Raw genomic sequence first — 18,744 nt, 5'->3', positions numbered from 1 at the left:
TGTCGGGCAGGGCGCCATGGTAGCAGAACTGGGGTTTTCGGTAGCCTGTGCTGGCAAAGAGGCCTATACAGGCAACGATCAGCCGGGGTTACCCAACCCTTGCCAATGCCGCGCGCCGACGAAGATGAAGCGCAACTGCTGGGTGATCTTTTCCTGCGGCGTCAGCGCCTGTGGATAACCTGGCTCCGGGCTGTCGATCAGTTCCGGCAGGGTGGCGAACACGGTCTTCACCACCAGGTCGGCCATCACCGCCAGCGCCGCACCGTCCAGATGCTGCCAGCGTTTCATCCGTGCGAGGTCGGTGGCCAGGTCGTCGCTGATGTCCTGGCGCAGGCGGGCAATGGCCTGGCGGACTGCCTGCGAACCGCCGTACTGCTCGCGGGCGAGGAACAGGAACTGTGCGCGGTGGGCGGCGACCACGTCGAGGAAGATGCGCACCGAGGCATCGGTAATGCCGCCCAGCTCGAATTCGTTGTGGCGCACCAGGCGGATGGTCTGGCGGAACGTGGCGTCGACCTCGGCCACCAGGGCCAGGCCCAGGGCGTCCATGTCGGAGAAATGCCGGTAGAAGCCGGTGGGCACGATGCCGGCGGTCTTCGCCACTTCGCGCAGGCTGATACTGCCGAAACCACGGCCACTCTCCATGAGCTGGCAGGCGGCATCAAGCAGGGCCTGGCGGGTCTGTAGCTTCTGTTCGGCGCGCGGCAGCATGGTGCGAGCTTCTGTGACGGTGAGGCTGGGCACTCTAGTGAAAAAAACAAAGCCCGGTCAATGGACCGGGCTTGGAGGGGAGGCGGTGTTGCGACAGTGATTGTTCTTTTCGGCCATGGTGATCAGCTCACACGGCTGATTTCGACCAGGCGATCAGAACCACCTTCGGCAACGTGGCCAGTGCGTTCGATCAGGCGATCGGAACCACCTTCGGCAACGCGGCCAGTGCGTTCGATCAGGCGATCGGAACCACCTTCGGCAACGCGGCCAGTGCGTTCGATCAGGCGATCGGAACCACCTTCGGCAACGCGGCCAGTGCGTTCGATCAGGCGATCGGAGCCACCTTCGGCAACGCGGCCAGTGCGTTCGATCAGGCGATCGGAGCCACCTTCGGCAACACGGCCAGTGCGTTCGATCAGGCGATCGGAGCCACCTTCGGCAACGCGGCCAGTGCGTTCGATCAGGCGATCAGAACCACCTTCGGCAACACGGCCGGTGCGTTCGATCAGGCGATCGGAACCACCTTCGGCAACAGTCTTCAGCGGCTGGGCAATTTCGGCAGCGCTGGAGCGCGATTCGGCGGTCAGGTGTTGCTCGTCGGCTGGCAAGGCAAAAGCGTTGGCAGCCAGAATGGACAGGGTCAGGGTCAGCAGGTGGCGTTTCATGATTTCGGTGCTCCTCTCGGGGGCTGGAAAGTGGGTACGGAGCCAATGCTACGCCGGGTAACGCTAGAGAGAAGTTCATACGGGTAATGGTAACAATCGACCATATTGATAGAGACCTTGAGCGGCTCTAGCACAGGCTTTATGGCTTGGATGATGGCTTTTTGAAATTGCTCTCGGCCGGTTACACACCCAGCCTGACGCGACGAATTGCTGAACAAATGGCCAGGAAAAACTTCGTTATCATGGGCCAACCATAAAACCCCACGGGTTTTCATCAGTCCGAGATATTGAATGCCCCCGCTGCGCCTGTTTCTGTGCCATACCGCAAGGAGAATCACGCAATGACGCGTCCCGCCAGAATCCTCGTCTGGACTTTCACCAGCCTGCTGACCTTGCTGGCGATCCTGGTGGTGATCATCGCCACCTTCGACTGGAACCGCGTCAAACCCCTGCTCAACGACAAAGTCTCAGAAGCCCTGCAGCGGCCCTTCGCGATCAATGGCAACCTTGCCGTCGAGTGGCGCACCGAAGCAGAAGAGGGCGGCTGGCGTGCCTGGGTACCTTGGCCGCATTTCATCGCCGAGGACCTGAGCCTGGGCAACCCGGCCTGGCTCGACGAGCAGAAGATGGTTGGCCTGGAACGCGTGACGTTCCGTCTGGCGCCGCTACCGCTGCTGTTCCGGCAGATCGAGATTCCGCGTATCGACCTGACCAGACCCACTGCCAGCCTGACCCGCCTGGCCGATGGTCGCGCCAACTGGACGTTCGATTTCGGCCCCAAGGATGACAACGCCGAACCTTCGAAATGGCAGCTGGATATCGGTGCCATCGGTTTCGACCAGGGCAATGTCAGTTTCAACGACCAAACCCTGAAAACCAGCATGAAGGTGCAGATCGACCCGCTGGGCAAGCCGATACCGTTCAGTGACATCGTCGGCAAGGCCAGGGCCGAGAAGGTGGGGGCCGCGCAGGATTACGCCTTCGGCCTCAAGGTACAGGGCCGCTACAAAGGCCAGCCGGTGGCCGGCTCCGGCAAGATCGGCGGCCTGCTGGCCCTGCAGGATGCCAGCCAGCCGTTCCCGCTGCAGGCCGATGTGCGTATCGCCGACACCCATGTGGTGCTCGCTGGTACCCTGACCGACCCGCGCAACCTGGGCGCCCTCGACCTGCGCCTGCGCCTGTCCGGGGCCAGCCTGGGCAACCTCTACCCGCTGACCGGTGTGACCCTGCCCGACACCCCGGCTTATTCCACCGACGGCCACCTCAGCGCCAACCTGCACGCGGCGCAAGGGGCGAGCTTCAACTATCAGGGCTTCAACGGCCAGATCGGTGACAGCGACATCCATGGTGACCTGGCCTTCGTTGCCAGCCAGCCACGGCCCAGGCTGTCGGGCAACCTGGTGTCCAACCAGTTGCTGTTCAAGGACCTGGCGCCACTGATCGGCGCCGACTCCAATGCCGAACAGAAAACCCGTGGTGGCGCCAGCAAGCAGCCGCAAGGCAAGGTTCTGCCGGTGGAGGAGTTCCGCACCGAGCGCTGGCGTGCCATGGATGCCGACGTCACCTTTGCCGGCAAGCGCATCGTGCACAGCGCGCAATTGCCTTTCAACGACCTGTCGGCCCACGTGATCCTGGAAGATGGCCTGCTGCGCCTGGAGCCCCTGCGTTTTGGCGTGGCCGGTGGCAACCTGGCCTCGCAGATCCGCCTGGATGGCCGCAATGTGCCGTTGCAGGGGCGTGCCCGGTTGACCGCAAGGGGCTTCAAGCTCAAGCAGCTGTTCCCTGGTTTTGCGCCAATGCAGACCAGCTTTGGCGAGTTGAATGGCGATGCCGACATCACAGGCCGGGGTAACTCGGTCGCTGCGTTGCTGGGTACGGCCAATGGCGACCTGCGCATGCTGGTCAACGATGGCGCTATCAGCCGCAGCCTGATGGAGATTGCCGGGTTGAACGTGGGCAACTACGTGGTCGGCAAGCTGTTCGGCGATGAAGACGTGAAGATCAATTGCGCAGCAGCCGATGTCGGCATCAAGGATGGCTTGGCGACCACGCGCCTGTTCATCTTCGATACCGAGAACGCGATCATCTACATCAACGGCACGGCCAATTTTGCCAGCGAGCAGCTGGACCTGAAGATCACCCCGGAATCGAAAGGGTTGCGGCTGTTCTCGCTGCGCTCGCCGCTGTACGTGCGCGGGCCGTTCGCCAAGCCCAGTGCCGGTGTGCAGGCGGTGCCGCTGGCATTGCGCGGGGCAGGGATGGTGGCGCTGGGGGTGGTGGCCGGGCCGGCGGCGGGCTTGCTGGCGCTGGTTGCGCCCAGCAGCGGGGATGACCCGAACCAATGCACGCCACTGTTGCAGCAGATGAAGGCGGGCAAGGCGCCAGCTGCGGTGAAAGGCAAGCAATGAGGGGGCCGCGTTGCGGCCCATCGCCGGCGAGCCAACTCCCACAGGTACCGCGCCGGCTTCGAATTGACGCGACACCTGTAGGAGCGGCTTCAGCCGCGAGCACCGGCACAGCCGGTGCCATCCACCGCGCCGCCTGCTTCGCGGATAAATCCGCTCCTACAGTTTACGCCGTACCAGTAGGAGCGGCTTCAGCCGCGATCACCGGCACAGCCGGTGCCCCCCCACCGCGCCGCCTGCTTCGCGGATAAATCCGCTCCTACAGTTGACGCGGGCGCTGGGCTGCCGGGCAGCCCCTGGCAATTACAGCCCTTGCAGCAGATCGGACATATCGTCCGCGTGTTCTTCTTCCTGGGCCAGGATGTCCTCGAAGATCCGCCGCGTGGTCGGGTCCTTGTCACCAATGTACTGGATGATCTCGCGGTAGCTGTCGATGGCGATGCGCTCTGCCACCAGGTCCTCCAACACCATCTCCTTCAGCGTGGCACCCGCCACGTACTGGGCGTGCGAGTTCTTGCTGAGGTTGTCCGGGTTGAAGTCTGGTTCGCCGCCCAGCTGCACGATACGCTCGGCGAGCCTGTCGGCATGTTCGGCTTCCTGGTTGGCATGCTCCAGGAATTCTTCGGCCGCTATGCTGGCTTTCACCCCCGAAGCCATGAAGTAGTGGCGCTTGTAGCGCAGCGTGCACACCAGTTCGGTCGCCAGGGCTTCGTTGAGCAGGCGGATGATGCGCTCACGGTCGGCGTGGTAGCCCTCGGTCACGGCGCCGTTCTCGACGTGCTGGCGGGCACGCTGGCGCAGGGTTTGCACATCGGTCAGTTCAATCGCGGTCATGTTCATCTCCGAAAGCATCAAGGTGGTCATGGCGTGTCCTGTGGGTGTCATGCGCCGTGGGCGGCGTCGCTGTCTTCCTGGCGTTGCTTGCAGGTCTTGAAGCCTTTGGCATCGACATGGCCAGTGGCGTCGAAGCGCACGTAGTAGGGCTGCTGGTGGCCGTCGCGGTTGAGGATGTAGTCGTTGCAGGTACCACCGTGCGGCAGGTCGGTCACGTTGGATGGGCTACCGCCGATAGCGATGACCTTCTGCATGGTCATGCCGTTTTCCACTTGCTTGACCAGCGGTTCGTCGCGGTAGGTGACGTAATCCACGGGGTTTTCCGGGCGGCTGCCACAGGCGGCGAGGGTGGCGCTAGCCAGGAGGATTGCCAGGGTCTGCTTGTACATGGTCCCGCTCCTTGCAAAGGGTCTGTTGGCTTTGGAACCGCAGCGGGCGCCCAGAGTTCGATTGCGCTGTTCATCAGCAGCGCTGTAGGGTTGGCCGGTCGTCCATGCAAAGGGGCTGGCCATGCCACAGCAATTGACCACGCGATACCCGTTGGTGCTGGTGCCGGGCATGCTTGGGTTTGTACGGGTGCTGCTCTATCCCTACTGGTTCGGCATTGTGCCGGCACTGCGCAAGGGCGGGGCGCAGGTGTTCCCGGTGCAGGTTTCGCCGCTGCATTGCAGCGAGGTGCGCGGCGAGCAGCTGCTGGCGATCATCGAAGACATCTGCCAGCGCAACAATGTCGAAAAGGTCAACCTCATCGGCCACAGCCAAGGTGCCCTGGACGCACGCTACGCGGCTGCCAGGCGGCCCGAGCGGGTGGCGTCGGTCACCTCGGTGGCCGGGCCCAACCAGGGTTCGGAACTGGCCGACTACCTGGAACGCAAAGCACCTGGCGATTCGCCCCAGGGGCGCATGCTCAAGGCCTTGCTGCACATTGTTGCCGTGCTGCTGGTGTGGCTGGAAACCGGCTGGCGCCGCGACCCGCTGCCGGTGGATGTGCACGCCTCGCACCAGGCACTGACCAGCAGCGGGGTGGCACGCTTTAACCAGGCCTATCCACAGGGGCTGCCAGATAGCTGGGGTGGGGAAGGGGCCTATCAGGTCGATGGCGTGCGCTATTACTCCTGGTCCGGTACCTTGCAGCCCGGCCTGACCGACCGGGGGCGCAACCGTTTCGATGGCAGCAACTACTTCTGCCGGCTGTTCGCGCGCAGTTTCGTCAAGGAAAAGGGCCAGAGCGATGGCATGGTCGGGCGCTTCAGCTCGCACCTCGGTCAGGTGATCGGCGACGATTACCCGCTCGACCACCTGGACATCGTCAACCAGTCCCTGGGCGCCATCGGCAAGGGGGCCGAGCCGGTGCGGCTATTCACCGAGCATGCCGCCCGGCTCAAGGCGGCCGGGCTCTAGCGGCGGATCGGCGTGGTCCAGCGCTCGGCCAGCAGCACGCCGGCCAGGGTCAGCAGACCACCGACCAGGTGATAGCGGGCCAGTTGCTCGCCGAGTGCCACGGCGGCGATCACTGCGGTGACCAGGGGCAGCAGGTTGAAGAACAAGGTGGTGCGGCTTGGCCCCAGGCGGTGCACGGCCTGCATCCACAGCAACGGTGCAATCATCGAGGCCAGCACGCAGGCGTACAGCACCAGGCCGATGTTGTGGCCGTCCAGGCCGGTCTTTTCCGACAGCAGGAACAGCGGCAGCAGTACCACGATCGCCACCAGCACCTGCAGGTACAGCAACTGCATCGGTGGCAGGCGCAGTTGCCACTTCTTCAGCAGGAAGCTGTACAGCGCGTAGGCCAGGGTGGCTACCAGCATCAGCAGGTCGCCGCTGTTCAGGCCCTGCCGCAGCAGGCTGGCGGGGGCACCGGCGCTGACCACTTCAACCACACCAAAGAATGACACCACGGCACCCAGCAAGGCGCCGTAGCTGAGGCGCTGGCCCAGCCAGGCGATCGACAGCGCCAGCGACATCAGCGGCATCAGCGAAAGGATGATGCCCATGTTGGTGGCGCTGGTGATGCCGGCAGCGAAGTACGCCAGGCTCTGGTACAGCGCCATGCCGAGCACGCCCAGCACGGCCACCTTGGCCAGGTGCGGGCGGATGGCCGTGCGGTTGCGCCATACGGCAGGCAGCAGGACCGGGGTGAACAGCAGGGCGGCCAGCAGCCAGCGGTAGAAGCCGATCTCGGCGGGGTGGATGGCGCCGGCGGACATCTTGGTGACCACGGTGTTGCCGGCCCAGATCAGGATGGCGGTGAGCGGAAAGAGGTAGTTCATGGCGCGAGATACTCGTTGCGGGCAGATTGGGCTGTTTTGCCGGCCATCGCCAGACAAGGCCGCTACGATAGGAGATCGCCTATGCCGTGCAGGAGCGGCCTTGTGTCGCGATGGCCTGCGCAGCAGGCCCCGATGCCGCCCATTATCAACTGTCTGTCTACAAGCCTATACTTCCAGCCAGACAACCCGCCCCGCGAAACAGTCAGCATGCCGCGCAAATACCTCGACATCCCCCAATTCACCCAACTGCCGGCGCCGGTGTACTTCCGCCACGACGAATTCGGTGCCGATACCCACAGTGCCTTGCATCGCCACACCTGGGGCCAGCTCAACTACACCGCCCACGGCGTGATGCAGTTGGATGTCGCCGGGCAACGCTTCCTGTCGCCGCCGCAGTATGCGGTGTGGGTGCCGCCCGATACCGAGCATGGCTGCTACAACCCGCACGCCATCGTGTACCGTTCGATCTACCTGGACCGCAGCCTGTGTGCCGCCTTGCCGCAGCAACCGTGCAGCCTGATGATCAGCGATATCCTCAAGGCCATCCTCGCCGACTTCGCCCGGCGCGACCTGCGGGTCGCCGAGGGCGAGCGCGACCAGCGCCTGGTACAGGTGCTGCTCGACCAACTGCTGCTGGCGCCGACCCAGGCCTGCTACCTGCCGTTGGCCCACAGCGAAGGTCTGCGCCAGGTGCTCGATGCCCTTGCCGCCGAGCCCGGCGACAACCGCCCGCTGGCTGACTGGGCTGCGCGGGTGCATGTCAGCGAACGTACCCTGGCCCGTCAGTTCCTGCGTGAACTGGGCATCAGTTTCGGCGAATGGCGCCTGCGCCTGCGTTTTCTGCGCGCCATTGATGCGCTGGAAGCCGGCTTGCCGATCCACGCCATCGCCTTCGACCTTGGCTACAGCAGCGCGTCGGCATTCATCGCCATGTTCCAGCGCCAGGCCGGATGCACACCCGAGCAATACCGTCGCCAGGCGCGGGCAAAGCGTTGAGAATTCTTGGCTACACTCAGCTCGACCCCCGCGCATCGGGCGCGGAGCCAAGGAGACCACTCCATGAAAGTGCTGCAGATCCCTTTACTGGTGTTGGCGGTGTTGTTCAGCGCCCAAGGCTTCGCTGCCACGACTGCGCAGCAGGAAAAGATGAAAACCTGCAACGCCGACGCCACCGCCAAGGCCCTGAAAGGCGATGAGCGCAAAGCCTTCATGAGCACCTGCCTGAAGAAAGAGGTGCCACAAACCCAGCAGGAGAAGATGAAAACCTGCAACGCTGACGCCACCAGCAAAGCCCTCAAGGGGGATGAGCGCAAGGCTTTCATGAGTGACTGTCTGAAGAAGAAATGACCTGCGCCTATGCCTGCAAGCGTAACGCTGGCAGACTGCGGGTCTTTCCCGTTGTCTGCCGTTGAGGCTGTATGACCTTCACCCCCCGCCAGGTCACCCTGGCCAGCTGGATCATCGTATTTGCCGGCCTGTTGCTGGCGTTGCCCCTGAAATTGCTGCCAAGCCTGCTGGCCGGTCTGCTGGTGTTCGAGCTGGTCAACATGCTCACCCCACGGCTGCAGCCGCTGATTGCCGGGCAACGCGCGCGCTGGCTGGCCGTTGCGCTGCTTGGCACACTGGTGGTCATCACCCTGGCCTTGCTCATCGCCGGCGCCTTCAGTTTCCTGCTGCACGAGGCGGAAAACCCCGGTGCCTCGCTGGACAAGTTCATGGCCCTGGTGGAGCGTGCCCGCGGGCAGCTGCCGCCGTTCATCGAAGGCTACCTGCCGGCCAGTGCCGCGGAGTTCAAGGTGGCCATCGGTGACTGGATCAAGAGCCACCTGAGCGACCTGCAACTGGTCGGCAAGGGCATGGCGCACATGTTCGTCACCTTGCTGATCGGCATGATCCTCGGTGCCATCGTCGCCTTGCAGCGCATCCCTGACATTTCCCGGCGCAAACCCCTGGCGGCGGCGCTGTTCGAACGCCTGAGCCTGCTGGTGCAGGCGTTTCGCAATATCGTCTTCGCGCAAATCAAGATCTCGCTGCTCAACACCACCTTCACCGGCATCTTCCTGGCGGTGGTGCTGCCAATGTTCGACGTGCACCTGCCGCTGACCAAGACGCTGATCGTGCTGACCTTCCTGCTCGGCCTGCTGCCGGTGATCGGCAACCTGATGTCGAACACCCTGATCACCATCGTCGGCCTGTCGCTGTCGATCTGGGTGGCGGCGGCGGCGCTGGGTTACCTGATCGTCATCCACAAGGTCGAGTATTTCCTCAACGCGCGGATCGTGGGCGGGCAGATCAGCGCCAAGTCGTGGGAATTGCTGCTGGCGATGCTGGTGTTCGAGGCGGCGTTCGGCTTGCCGGGGGTGGTGGCGGGGCCGGTCTACTATGCCTACCTGAAGAGCGAGCTGAAGCGGGCGGAGCTGGTCTGATTCTTCAATAGCCTGTAGCGGCCCATTCGCGGGCTTGCCCGCTCCCACAGGTATTGCACAGGTCATGGGTACTGTGCGGTCCCTGTGGGAGCGGGCAAGCCCGCGAATGGGCCGGCACAGGCTGAAGAGCCTGGCTCAGGCCACGCCGTAGCGCTTGCGTGCCTCGATGGCCAGCCCGCTGCCAATGCTGCCAAAGATGTTGCCTTCCACATGCCGTGCATTCGGCAGCATCGCCGCCACGCTGTTGCGCAGCGCCGGGATCCCGCTGGAACCGCCGGTGAAGAACACCGTGTCGACCTGGGTCTCGCTGACACCCGCCTTGGCCAGCAATTCGCTCACGCTGCCACGCACGCGCTCCAGCAACCCTTCGATAGCCGCCTCGAACAACGTACGGGACAGGTCCACGCCCAGCTCGCGCTCGATGCGGCCGAGGTCGACGCGCCGGCTCTGCTGCTCGGTCAGCTCGATCTTGCTGGCCTCCACCTCCATCGCCAACCAGTGCCCGGCACGCTCTTCGATCAGCTTGAACAGGCGGTCGATGCCCAGCGTGTCCTCGATGTCGTAGCGCATGCTGCCCAGGGCCAGTTGCGACTTCTGCGAGTATAGGGCGTTGATGGTGTGCCAGGTGGCCAGGTTGAGGTGGTAGCTGGTGGGCATCAGCGCGCCGCTCTTCATGCGGCTGCCGTAGCCGAACAGCGGCATCACGCCCTGCAGGCTCAGTTGCTTGTCGAAGTCGGTACCGCCGATGTGCACGCCGCCGGTGGCGAGGATGTCGCTCTGCCGTTCGGCGACCAGGTGGCGCTCGGGCGACAGGCGGATCAGGGTGAAGTCCGAGGTACCGCCGCCGATATCGACGATCAGTACCAGCTCTTCGCGGCTGATGCCCGACTCGTAGTCGAAGGCCGCGGCAATCGGCTCGTACTGGAACGACACGTCCTTGAAGCCGATCTTGCGCGCCACTTCGGCCAGGGTATCCTCGGCCTCCTGGTCCGCGGCCGGGTCTTCGTCGACGAAGAACACCGGGCGGCCCAGCACTACCTGGTCGAATTCGCGGCCGGCCGTGGCCTCGGCGCGTTTCTTCAACTCGCCGATGAACATGCCCAGCAGGTCCTTGAACGGCAGGGCGCTGCCCAGCACGCTGGTATCGTGCTTGATCAGCTTGGAACCCAGCAGGCTTTTCAGCGAGCGCATCAGGCGCCCTTCGTAGCCTTCCAGGTACTCGTGCAGCGCCAGGCGGCCATACACCGGGCGACGTTCCTCGATGTTGAAGAACACCACCGAGGGCAAGGTGATCTTGCCGTCTTCCAGGGCAATCAGCGACTCGACACCCGGACGGTGCCAGCCAACCGTGGAGTTGGAGGTGCCAAAGTCGATGCCCAGGGCGCGGGCCGGGGATACGTCAGACATGGGGAATGAGCTTCCGGAGGCAAAACGGCCGCGCAGTGTATGCCAGTTGGCTACAGAATCAAGACCGGTCGTCTGCCCTGGAGCAAACCCAAAGCGGTCTTGAAAGGCTATGCTTGAGCCCTATCTTCAGTGGCAACACGCACATTCACATTGGTGATCCATAGATGGACTTCAAAGACTACTACAAGATACTTGGCGTAGAGCCCACGGCGGACGAGAAGGCGATCAAGGCCGCGTACCGCAAGCTGGCGCGCAAGTATCACCCCGATGTCAGCAAGGAGCGCGACGCCGAGGAAAAATTCAAGGAGGCCAACGAGGCCTACGAAGTGCTGGGCGACGCGCAGAAACGTGCCGAGTTCGACGAAATTCGCAAATACGGTGGCCAGCATGGCCGGCCGTTCCAGGCGCCACCCGGCTGGGAAAGCCGTGGCGGTGGCGGCGGCTTCGAGGGCGGTGATTTTTCCGACTTCTTTAGTTCGATATTCGGTGCCCGGGGTGGCAACCCCTTTGGTGGCGCCCGGCAACAGCAACGCAGTGCCGGCAGGCGAGGGCAGGACGTGGAGCTTGAACTGGCGGTATTCCTTGAAGAGACCCTGAACAAGGAGTCCAAGCAGATCAGCTTCCAGGTGCCGCAGACCAATGCGATGGGCCAGCGCACCGGCTTCACCACCAAGACCCTGAACGTGAAGATCCCGGCCGGGGTGACCGATGGCGAGCGTATCCGCCTCAAGGGCCAGGGCGCGCCGGGCAGCGCAGGCGGGGCCAACGGCGACCTGTTCCTGACCATCCGCATGGCACCGCACCCGCTGTTCGATGTCGAAGGTCATGACTTGATCATCACCGTGCCACTGGCACCGTGGGAGGCTGCCCTGGGCACCAAGGTGGCGGTACCGACCCTGACCGGCCAGATCAACCTGACCATCCGCCCCGACAGCCAGACCGGCCAGCGCCTGCGGGTCAAGGGCATGGGCCTGTTGAACAAGAAGGGCGAGCGCGGCGACTTGTATGCACAGCTGAAGGTGGTGATGCCCACCACCTCCGATGCCACTACCCGTGAACTGTGGACCCAGCTTTCCGAGAAGGCGGCGTTCAACCCGAGGACACAATGGAGTAAGTGACCATGAGCAGCACCCTGATCGTTCAACTGGACATGCGTACCTTGTGTCAGGAGGCTGACCTCACGGCTGACTGCGTGATCGAAATCGTCGAGCACGGCATTGTCGAACCCTCCGGGCGAACGCCGGAGGACTGGTTGTTCGACGATCAGGCGCCGCTGCTGGCCAAGCGCGCGGCCAAGCTGCACGAGGAGCTGGAGCTGGAGTGGGAAGGGGTGGCCCTGGCGCTGGAGCTGTTGCAGGAGGTGCGGCAGTTGCGCAGCGAGAACAGCATGTTGAGGCAGCGCTTGGGCAGGTTCATCCAGATGTGAGCTGGTGCAGGGACGGCTGATGATGGTCCCTGTAGGAGCGGCCTTGTGTCGCGATGGGCTGCAACGCAGCCCCGACAATCTTGATCCAGAGCGACGATCAGGGGCTGCTTTGCAGCCCATCGCGACACAAGGCCGCTCCTACAGCGGTCGCACCCGTGGCGTATCAGTTGGGTTCAGCCCCTGGGTTCAGCACCAGTTGCATGAAGGTCAGATCCAGCCAGCGGCCAAACTTCACCCCCACCTGGGGCATTTGCCCGGTCACCACGAAGCCCAGGCGCTGATGCAGGCGCACCGACGCGGCATTACCGCTTTCGATGGCCGCCACCATCACATGCTTGCCGCAATCACGCGCTCGCTCGATCAGTGCCGCCATCAGCTGCGGCCCCAGGCCTTTGCCACGCTGGTCGCCACGGATATACACCGAGTGTTCCACGGTATGGCGAAAGCCCTCGAACGGCCGCCAGTCGCCAAACGAGGCATAGCCGAGCACGCCGCTGTCATCCACCGCCACCAGGATCGGGTAGCCCTGCTGCGCCCGTGATTCGAACCAGGCCTGGCGGTTGCCCAGGTCCACCGGGGTTTCGTTCCAGATCGCCGTGGTGTTGCGCACCGCGTCGTTGTAGATGTCGAGGATGCCCGCCACGTCGGTGGGCAAGGCGTCGCGGATGTGGTGAGTCATGACAATGTCTCGCAGGTTCGTTGGGCGCAGGTTAAATGGTTACCAGCCCGCGCACACCTTCCGCCTGCATGTTTTCGCCACGGCCACGCTGGATGATCTCGCCACGGGCCATCACCAGGTACTGGTCGGCCAGCGCCTCGGCGAAGTCATAGAATTGCTCCACCAGCAGGATGGCCATGTCGCCACGCTCGGCCAGGCGGCGGATGACCGCGCCGATTTCCTTGATCACCGAGGGCTGGATGCCTTCGGTCGGCTCGTCGAGGATCAGCAGGCGCGGGCGGCTGGCCAGGGCGCGGCCAATGGCCAGCTGTTGTTGCTGGCCGCCGGACAGGTCGCCGCCACGGCGTTGCTTCATCTGCTCGAGTACCGGAAACAACTCGTAGATGAACGCCGGCACTTCACGGGCTTCGCGGGCGGGGAAGCGCGACAGGCCCATCAGCAGGTTTTCCTCGACGCTCAGGCGCGGGAAGATTTCGCGGCCCTGGGGTACATAGGCGATGCCGGCATGGACCCGTTGCTGGGGTTTGAGTGCGGTGATCGGCTTGCCTTCCCATTCGATGCTGCCGTCGCGCACGGGTACCAGGCCCATCAGGCAACGCAGCAGGGTGGTCTTGCCCACCCCGTTGCGGCCCAGCAGGCAGGTGACTTCGCCGACCCTGGCTTCGAAGGACAGGCCGCGCAGGATGTGGCTGCCGCCGTAGTACTGGTGCAGGGTGTCGATCTTGAGCATGTGTGTATTCCTGAAATTGTTGCTGTGCCTGTGCCGGCCCTTTCGCGGGCTCGCCCGCTCCCACAGCTGCTGCACAGCTCTGGAAGCTGGTGCAAAACCTGTGGGAGCGGGCAAGCCCGCGAAGAGGCCGGCACAGGTTTCCATGGCTAGCGGCCCAGATACACCTCGACCACCCGCTCATCCGCCTGCACCTGCGCCAGCGACCCTTCCGCCAGCACACTGCCCTGGTGCAGCACGGTCACATGGTCGGCAATGCTGCCGACAAAGCCCATGTCATGCTCCACCACCATCAGCGAGTGCTTGCCGGCCAGGCCCTTGAACAGCTCGGCGGTGAACTCGGTCTCGGCATCGGTCATGCCGGCTACCGGCTCGTCCAGCAACAGCAGTTGCGGCTCCTGCACCAGCAGCATGCCGATCTCCAGGAACTGCTTCTGCCCGTGCGACAGCAGGCCCGCCTGGCGTTGGGCCAGCGGCAGCAGGCGCAAGGTGGTCAGCACCTCGTCGATGCGCTGGCGCTGTTCGCCGTTCAGGCGCGCGGCCAGGCTGGCCCACACCGACTTGTCGGCCTTCAACGCCAGCTCCAGGTTCTCGAACACGCTCAGTGCTTCGAACACCGTGGGCTTCTGGAACTTGCGCCCGATCCCGGCCTGGGCGATCTGGTATTCGCTCATGCGGGTCAGGTCGAGGGTGTCGCCGAAGAAGGCGCTGCCGGTGTCGGGCCGGGTCTTGCCGGTGATCACGTCCATCATCGTGGTCTTGCCGGCGCCGTTGGGGCCGATGATGCAGCGCAGTTCGCCGACACCGATGTACAGGTTCAGCGCGTTGAGGGCCTTGAAGCCGTCGAAGCTGACGCTGATGTCTTCAAGGCTGAGCACCGTGCCATGGCGGGTGTCCAGGCCAGCCTTGCGGCTCTGGCCCAGGCCGATCGCATCGCGGCCGCTGCCGAGGGTGTCGAACACCGGTTCGAGCATGAATTCCGGGTGGACCGGGGGCACGCCTCTCATGGCTGGCTCCTTTTCTTCAGCAGGCCCACCACACCTTTGGGCAGGTACAGGGTGACCAGGATGAACAGCGCGCCGAGGAAGAACAGCCAGAACTCCGGGAAGGCCACGGTGAACCAGCTTTTCATGCCATTGACCAGGCCGGCGCCGAGCAGCGGGCCGAGCAGCGTGCCGCGCCCGCCCAGGGCCACCCACACGGCGGCTTCGATGGAATTGGTCGGCGACATTTCGCCAGGGTTGATGATGCCCACCTGCGGCACGTACAGCGCGCCGGCCAGGCCGCACAACACGGCACTGAGCACCCACACCAGCAGCTTGAAACCGCGCGGGTCGTAGCCGCAGAACATCAGGCGGTTTTCCGCGTCGCGTACGGCGGTGAGCAGGCGGCCGAACTTGCTGCGGGTCAGGCCCCAGCACAGGTACAGGCTGGCCAGCAGCAGGCCGACGGTGCACAGGAACAGCACGGCACGGGTACCCTGGGCGGCGATGTCGAAACCGAGGATGGTGCGAAAGCTGGTGAAGCCGTTGTTGCCGCCAAAGCCGGTCTCGTTGCGGAAGAACAGCAGCATGCCAGCGAAGGTCAGGGCCTGGGTCATGATCGAGAAGTACACGCCCTTGATGCGAGAGCGGAAGGCGAACCAGCCGAATACCAGCGCCAGCAGCCCGGGTGCCAGCACGACCAGGCACAGGGCCCAGGCGAAGTGCTGGGTGCCGGCCCAGTACCAGGGCAGTTCGCTCCACGACAGAAAGGTCATGAACCCCGGCAGGCCGTCACCGGCGGCCTGGCGCATCAGGTACATGCCCATGGCGTAGCCACCGAGGGCGAAGAACAGGCCGTGGCCCAGCGACAGCAACCCGGCATAGCCCCAGACCAGGTCCAGCGCCAGGGCCACGATGGCGTAGCAGAGGATCTTGCCGACCAGGGTCAGGGTGTAGGCCGACACCTGCAGGGCATGCTCCGCCGGCAACAGCGACAGCAGCGGCAGGGTTACCAGCAGCAGGACGACGACGGCGCCGATGGCCAGCGACAGGCGCGGCCCGGCCTTTTGCGTAGCAGTGACAAGCAGTGGCTGGTTCATCAGTCGATTACCCGTCCCTTGAGGGCGAACAGGCCTTGCGGGCGCTTCTGGATGAACAGAATGATCAACGCAAGGATGAGGATCTTGCCCAGTACCGCACCGATCTGCGGTTCCAGCAGCTTGTTGGCTATCCCTAGGCCGAAGGCTGCCCACAGGCTGCCGGCCAGCTGGCCGACACCGCCGAGCACCACCACCAGGAACGAGTCGATGATGTAGCTCTGGCCGAGGTCGGGGCCGACGTTGCCGACCTGGCTCAGGGCCACGCCGCCCAGCCCGGCGATGCCCGAGCCGAGGCCGAAGGCGAGCATGTCGACGCGCCCGGTGGAAACGCCGCAGCAGGCTGCCATGTTGCGGTTCTGGGTAACCGCACGCACGTTCAGGCCCAACCGCGTGCGGTTGAGCAGCAGCCAAGTGAGCAGCACCACGGCGAGGGCGAAGCCGATGATCACCAGGCGGTTGTACGGCAGCACCAGGTTGGGCAGCAGCTGGATGCCACCGGACAGCCACGCCGGGTTGCTGACTTCGACGTTCTGCGCGCCGAACAGCAGGCGGATGGCCTGGATCAGGATCAGGCTGATGCCCCAGGTCGCCAGCAGGGTTTCCAGGGGGCGGCCATAGAGATGGCGGATCACCGTGCGCTCCAGGGCCATGCCGACCCCGGCGCTGACGGCGAAGGCCACCGGCAGGGCGAGCAGCGGGTAGAACTCGATGGCGCCGGGGGCGTAGCGCTGCAGCAGCACCTGGACCATGTAGGTGCTGTAGGCACCGAGCATGAGCATTTCGCCGTGGGCCATGTTGATCACCCCGAGCAGGCCGAAGGTGATCGCCAGGCCCAGGGCCGCCAACAGCAGGATCGAACCCAGCGACAGGCCGCTGAATGCCTGGCCGAGCAGTTCGCCGACCAACAGCTTGCGCTGCACCTGGGCCAGGCTGGTTTCGGCTGCGGTGCGTACGCCCGGGTCGGCTTCCGCGCCCGGTTGCAGCAGGGCTTCGAGGCGGGTGCGCGCCAATGGGTCACCGGTTTCGCCGAGCAGGCGCACGGCAGCCAGGCGTACGGCCGGCTCGCTGGCGCCGAGTTGCAGGTTGGCCAGCGCCAGGCCGAGGGCGGCGTGCACGGCGGCGTCTGGCTCAGTGGCGAAGCGTCGGTCGAGGAATGCCATTTGTGCCGGCTGCGCGCTCTTTTGCAGCTGTTGGGCGGCGGCCAGGCGCGTGGCGCTGTCATCGCTAAGCAACTGATGGCTGGCCAGGGCGTTGTCGATCAGGCCGCGCAGGCGGTTGTTCAGGCGCACCTTACGGGTGTCGTCAGCACCGATGTGGCCCTGGCGCAGGTTGTCCAGCAGCGGCAGGCGTGCGGCATCGGGTTGTGCCGCCCAGCCTTCGAGCAGTTGGGCCTGCTCGGCGGGCTTGGCGCTGAGGAAGAATTCGCCCTCGTTGGCCTGGGTGGCCAGGGGTAGTAGCAGGAGCAGGGTGAGCAGCAGTCTGAGCATGCGGGCAATCCTGGAAATCGGGGTTGGATTCTTCGCGGGCATGCCCGCTCCCACAGGTACGGCAGAGGCCCTGTGGGAGCGGGCGCGCCCGCGAATAGGCTGCAAAGCAGCCCCAATGCACTCAGTTACCTTTCACTGCATAGTCAGGCCGCTTGTCATTCCCCGGAATGAACGGGCTCCAAGGCTGCGCCCGCAGCGGCTGCTCGGTTTCCCATACCACACTGAACTGCCCGTCATCCTGGATCTCGCCGATCATCACCGGCTTGTGCAGGTGGTGGTTGGTCTTGTCCATGGTCAGGGTGAAGCCCGACGGTGCCTTGAAGGTCTGCCCGGCCAGTGCCTCGCGCACCTTGTCGACGTCGGTGGACTTGGCCTTCTCGGCGGCCTGGGCCCACATGTGGATGCCCACATAGGTGGCCTCCATCGGGTCGTTGGTCACCGCCTTGTCGGCACCCGGCAGGCCCTTGGCCTTGGCGTAGGCCTTCCAGTCGGCGACGAACTTCTGGTTGACCGGGTTATCCACCGACTCGAAGTAGTTCCACGCTGCCAGGTGCCCCACCAGCGGCTTGGTGTCGATGCCGCGCAGCTCTTCTTCGCCCACCGAAAACGCCACCACCGGCACGTCGGTAGCCTTCAGGCCCTGGTTGGCCAGTTCCTTGTAGAACGGCACGTTGGAGTCGCCGTTGACGGTGGAGATGACCGCGGTCTTGCCGCCGGCGGAGAACTTCTTGATGTTGGCGACGATGGTCTGGTAATCGGCATGGCCGAACGGGGTGTAGACCTCTTCGATGTCCTTGTCGGCCACGCCCTTGCTGTGCAGGAAGGCGCGCAGGATCTTGTTGGTGGTACGCGGGTAGACGTAGTCGGTGCCCAGCAGGAAGAAGCGCTTGGCGCTGCCGCCGTCTTCGCTCATCAGGTACTCGACGGCCGGGATGGCCTGCTGGTTGGGCGCAGCGCCGGTATAGAACACGTTCGGCGACATTTCTTCGCCCTCGTACTGCACCGGGTAGAACAGCAGGCCGTTGAGCTCTTCGAACACCGGCAGCACGGATTTGCGCGACACCGATGTCCAGCAGCCGAACACCACCGCGACCTTGTCCTGGGTCAGCAGCTGGCGGCTCTTTTCAGCGAACAACGGCCAGTTGGAGGCCGGGTCGACCACCACCGGTTCGAGCAGCTTGCCATTCACGCCGCCCTTGGCGTTGATCTCGTCGATGGTCATCAGCGCCATGTCCTTGAGCGAGGTCTCGGAAATCGCCATGGTCCCGGACAGCGAATGCAGGATGCCGACCTTGATGGTCTCGGCGGCCTGGATACTCCAGCTCAGGCCCATCGCCGCGATCGATGCGCTGAGGGTAAAGGCCTTGATCAGACTGCGACGCTTCATGTGCTCTCTCCGCTGAGTTTTTTTTTAGGGTGTTGGGCAAGCGGAGAGGGGTGTTGCAAGGGGTGTGCCTGGTGGCTCGAGGCCCGTATTAGAGGGGTTGTGCGAGGTGTTGGGGCGTGGGTTGGATCCAGGTTGGTGCCTGGGGGATCTGTGTGCACAGGATTGGGGCCGCTGTGCGGCCCATCGCGACACAAGGCCGCTCCTACGGGAGTACGCGTTTCCCTGAGGTGCGCGTTT

The 18,744-nt window shown here is 64.3% G+C and carries 19 protein-coding genes; 7 read left to right on the top strand and 12 right to left on the bottom strand.

Features of this window, described 5'->3' with window-relative positions; translation table 11 throughout:
- Positions 1-78: 78 nt before the first annotated feature.
- Both ACJA3S_RS23050 and ACJA3S_RS23045 read right to left on the bottom strand, forming a co-directional pair.
- Positions 79-711, bottom strand: coding sequence for a TetR family transcriptional regulator (locus tag ACJA3S_RS23050; RefSeq protein WP_170032980.1), 633 nt, complete (start codon positions 709-711; stop codon positions 79-81).
- A gap of 122 nt (positions 712-833) precedes the next feature.
- Positions 834-1,376 (bottom strand): phage infection protein, encoded by a 543-nt coding sequence (locus ACJA3S_RS23045; protein WP_406820116.1) that lies wholly within the window; start codon positions 1,374-1,376, stop codon positions 834-836.
- 341 nt (positions 1,377-1,717) lie between these two features.
- Here ACJA3S_RS23045 and ACJA3S_RS23040 point away from each other — a divergent pair, with 341 nt between their 5' ends.
- Positions 1,718-3,784, top strand: coding sequence for an AsmA family protein (locus ACJA3S_RS23040; protein WP_406820115.1), 2,067 nt, complete (start codon positions 1,718-1,720; stop codon positions 3,782-3,784).
- A 300-nt stretch (positions 3,785-4,084) separates the two neighbouring features.
- Here the strand turns inward: ACJA3S_RS23040 and ACJA3S_RS23035 are convergent, their stop codons facing one another.
- Positions 4,085-4,615 (bottom strand): bacterioferritin, encoded by a 531-nt coding sequence (locus ACJA3S_RS23035; protein WP_406822294.1) that lies wholly within the window; start codon positions 4,613-4,615, stop codon positions 4,085-4,087.
- Positions 4,616-4,662: 47 nt separating this feature from the next.
- On the bottom strand, positions 4,663-5,004 hold the full coding sequence (gene osmE, locus ACJA3S_RS23030) for an osmotically-inducible lipoprotein OsmE (protein ID WP_170032974.1): 342 nt from the start codon (positions 5,002-5,004) through the stop codon (positions 4,663-4,665).
- A gap of 121 nt (positions 5,005-5,125) precedes the next feature.
- Here osmE and ACJA3S_RS23025 point away from each other — a divergent pair, with 121 nt between their 5' ends.
- On the top strand, positions 5,126-6,016 hold the full coding sequence (locus tag ACJA3S_RS23025) for an esterase/lipase family protein (RefSeq protein WP_406820114.1): 891 nt from the start codon (positions 5,126-5,128) through the stop codon (positions 6,014-6,016).
- On the opposite strand, the gene ACJA3S_RS23020 is transcribed toward ACJA3S_RS23025, so the two are convergent.
- Complete coding sequence (locus ACJA3S_RS23020) at positions 6,013-6,885, bottom strand: DMT family transporter (RefSeq protein WP_406820113.1); 873 nt, start codon at positions 6,883-6,885, stop codon at positions 6,013-6,015. The genes ACJA3S_RS23025 and ACJA3S_RS23020 overlap by 4 nt on opposite strands.
- A 207-nt stretch (positions 6,886-7,092) precedes the next feature.
- Here ACJA3S_RS23020 and ACJA3S_RS23015 point away from each other — a divergent pair, with 207 nt between their 5' ends.
- The 3 genes from ACJA3S_RS23015 (at position 7,093) to ACJA3S_RS23005 (ending at position 9,311) form a co-directional block, all read left to right on the top strand.
- Positions 7,093-7,881, top strand: a complete 789-nt coding sequence (locus ACJA3S_RS23015; RefSeq protein WP_406820112.1) for an AraC family transcriptional regulator — start codon at positions 7,093-7,095, stop codon at positions 7,879-7,881.
- Between the two features lie 63 nt (positions 7,882-7,944).
- Entirely contained in the window at positions 7,945-8,232 is a 288-nt protein-coding gene (locus ACJA3S_RS23010) for a PsiF family protein (protein ID WP_170032967.1), read from the top strand.
- Positions 8,233-8,303: 71 nt separating this feature from the next.
- The gene (locus ACJA3S_RS23005) at positions 8,304-9,311 is read left to right on the top strand and encodes an AI-2E family transporter (RefSeq protein WP_406820111.1); all 1,008 of its coding nucleotides are present in this window, start codon (positions 8,304-8,306) and stop codon (positions 9,309-9,311) included.
- Positions 9,312-9,446: 135 nt separating this feature from the next.
- Here ACJA3S_RS23005 and ACJA3S_RS23000 read toward each other — a convergent pair whose 3' ends face one another.
- A complete protein-coding gene (locus ACJA3S_RS23000; RefSeq protein WP_170032963.1) occupies positions 9,447-10,718 on the bottom strand; it encodes an Hsp70 family protein in 1,272 nt (423 codons plus the stop codon).
- A 164-nt stretch (positions 10,719-10,882) separates the two neighbouring features.
- Here ACJA3S_RS23000 and cbpA point away from each other — a divergent pair, with 164 nt between their 5' ends.
- Both cbpA and ACJA3S_RS22990 read left to right on the top strand, forming a co-directional pair.
- Positions 10,883-11,836 (top strand): curved DNA-binding protein, encoded by a 954-nt coding sequence (gene cbpA / locus ACJA3S_RS22995; protein ID WP_170032961.1) that lies wholly within the window; start codon positions 10,883-10,885, stop codon positions 11,834-11,836.
- A gap of 2 nt (positions 11,837-11,838) precedes the next feature.
- Complete coding sequence (locus tag ACJA3S_RS22990) at positions 11,839-12,144, top strand: chaperone modulator CbpM (protein WP_170032959.1); 306 nt, start codon at positions 11,839-11,841, stop codon at positions 12,142-12,144.
- 163 nt (positions 12,145-12,307) lie between these two features.
- Here ACJA3S_RS22990 and ACJA3S_RS22985 read toward each other — a convergent pair whose 3' ends face one another.
- From ACJA3S_RS22985 to urtA, 6 genes are all read right to left on the bottom strand, one after another.
- On the bottom strand, positions 12,308-12,823 hold the full coding sequence (locus tag ACJA3S_RS22985; protein ID WP_406820110.1) for an N-acetyltransferase family protein: 516 nt from the start codon (positions 12,821-12,823) through the stop codon (positions 12,308-12,310).
- Between the two features lie 31 nt (positions 12,824-12,854).
- Entirely contained in the window at positions 12,855-13,553 is a 699-nt protein-coding gene (gene urtE, locus ACJA3S_RS22980) for an urea ABC transporter ATP-binding subunit UrtE (protein ID WP_406820109.1), read from the bottom strand.
- 146 nt (positions 13,554-13,699) lie between these two features.
- Positions 13,700-14,557, bottom strand: coding sequence for an urea ABC transporter ATP-binding protein UrtD (urtD, locus tag ACJA3S_RS22975; protein ID WP_406820108.1), 858 nt, complete (start codon positions 14,555-14,557; stop codon positions 13,700-13,702).
- Entirely contained in the window at positions 14,554-15,633 is a 1,080-nt protein-coding gene (urtC, locus tag ACJA3S_RS22970) for an urea ABC transporter permease subunit UrtC (RefSeq protein WP_170032951.1), read from the bottom strand. Before urtC ends, urtD begins: the two co-directional genes overlap by 4 nt.
- On the bottom strand, positions 15,633-17,120 hold the full coding sequence (urtB, locus tag ACJA3S_RS22965; RefSeq protein ID WP_406820107.1) for an urea ABC transporter permease subunit UrtB: 1,488 nt from the start codon (positions 17,118-17,120) through the stop codon (positions 15,633-15,635). The genes urtC and urtB overlap by 1 nt, the downstream gene beginning before the upstream one ends.
- Before the next feature lie 121 nt (positions 17,121-17,241).
- Positions 17,242-18,507 carry an urea ABC transporter substrate-binding protein gene (gene urtA, locus ACJA3S_RS22960; protein WP_079229882.1) on the bottom strand — a complete coding sequence of 422 codons (1,266 nt, stop codon included), beginning with the start codon at positions 18,505-18,507 and terminating at the stop codon, positions 17,242-17,244.
- Positions 18,508-18,744 lie beyond the last annotated feature (237 nt).

The sequence above is a fragment of the Pseudomonas sp. KnCO4 genome (assembly GCF_045344305.1).
Classification (GTDB): domain Bacteria; phylum Pseudomonadota; class Gammaproteobacteria; order Pseudomonadales; family Pseudomonadaceae; genus Aquipseudomonas; species Aquipseudomonas anuradhapurensis.
The sequence above is the reverse complement of the archived record's forward strand: the minus strand, read 5'-3'. Positions and strand labels throughout refer to the sequence as shown.

Coding starts and splice junctions, on each gene's coding strand:
- ACJA3S_RS23035 (WP_406822294.1), bottom strand. CDS start 4,615: ATGACCGCGATTGAACTGACCGATGTGCAAACCCTGCGCCAGCGTGCC.
- ACJA3S_RS23050 (WP_170032980.1), bottom strand. CDS start 711: ATGCTGCCGCGCGCCGAACAGAAGCTACAGACCCGCCAGGCCCTGCTT.
- cbpA (WP_170032961.1), top strand. CDS start 10,883: ATGGACTTCAAAGACTACTACAAGATACTTGGCGTAGAGCCCACGGCG.
- urtD (WP_406820108.1), bottom strand. CDS start 14,557: ATGAGAGGCGTGCCCCCGGTCCACCCGGAATTCATGCTCGAACCGGTG.
- ACJA3S_RS23000 (WP_170032963.1), bottom strand. CDS start 10,718: ATGTCTGACGTATCCCCGGCCCGCGCCCTGGGCATCGACTTTGGCACC.
- urtC (WP_170032951.1), bottom strand. CDS start 15,633: ATGAACCAGCCACTGCTTGTCACTGCTACGCAAAAGGCCGGGCCGCGC.
- ACJA3S_RS23025 (WP_406820114.1), top strand. CDS start 5,126: ATGCCACAGCAATTGACCACGCGATACCCGTTGGTGCTGGTGCCGGGC.
- ACJA3S_RS23020 (WP_406820113.1), bottom strand. CDS start 6,885: ATGAACTACCTCTTTCCGCTCACCGCCATCCTGATCTGGGCCGGCAAC.
- urtA (WP_079229882.1), bottom strand. CDS start 18,507: ATGAAGCGTCGCAGTCTGATCAAGGCCTTTACCCTCAGCGCATCGATC.
- ACJA3S_RS22990 (WP_170032959.1), top strand. CDS start 11,839: ATGAGCAGCACCCTGATCGTTCAACTGGACATGCGTACCTTGTGTCAG.
- ACJA3S_RS23015 (WP_406820112.1), top strand. CDS start 7,093: ATGCCGCGCAAATACCTCGACATCCCCCAATTCACCCAACTGCCGGCG.
- ACJA3S_RS22985 (WP_406820110.1), bottom strand. CDS start 12,823: ATGACTCACCACATCCGCGACGCCTTGCCCACCGACGTGGCGGGCATC.
- urtB (WP_406820107.1), bottom strand. CDS start 17,120: ATGCTCAGACTGCTGCTCACCCTGCTCCTGCTACTACCCCTGGCCACC.
- ACJA3S_RS23005 (WP_406820111.1), top strand. CDS start 8,304: ATGACCTTCACCCCCCGCCAGGTCACCCTGGCCAGCTGGATCATCGTA.
- urtE (WP_406820109.1), bottom strand. CDS start 13,553: ATGCTCAAGATCGACACCCTGCACCAGTACTACGGCGGCAGCCACATC.
- ACJA3S_RS23045 (WP_406820116.1), bottom strand. CDS start 1,376: ATGAAACGCCACCTGCTGACCCTGACCCTGTCCATTCTGGCTGCCAAC.
- osmE (WP_170032974.1), bottom strand. CDS start 5,004: ATGTACAAGCAGACCCTGGCAATCCTCCTGGCTAGCGCCACCCTCGCC.
- ACJA3S_RS23040 (WP_406820115.1), top strand. CDS start 1,718: ATGACGCGTCCCGCCAGAATCCTCGTCTGGACTTTCACCAGCCTGCTG.
- ACJA3S_RS23010 (WP_170032967.1), top strand. CDS start 7,945: ATGAAAGTGCTGCAGATCCCTTTACTGGTGTTGGCGGTGTTGTTCAGC.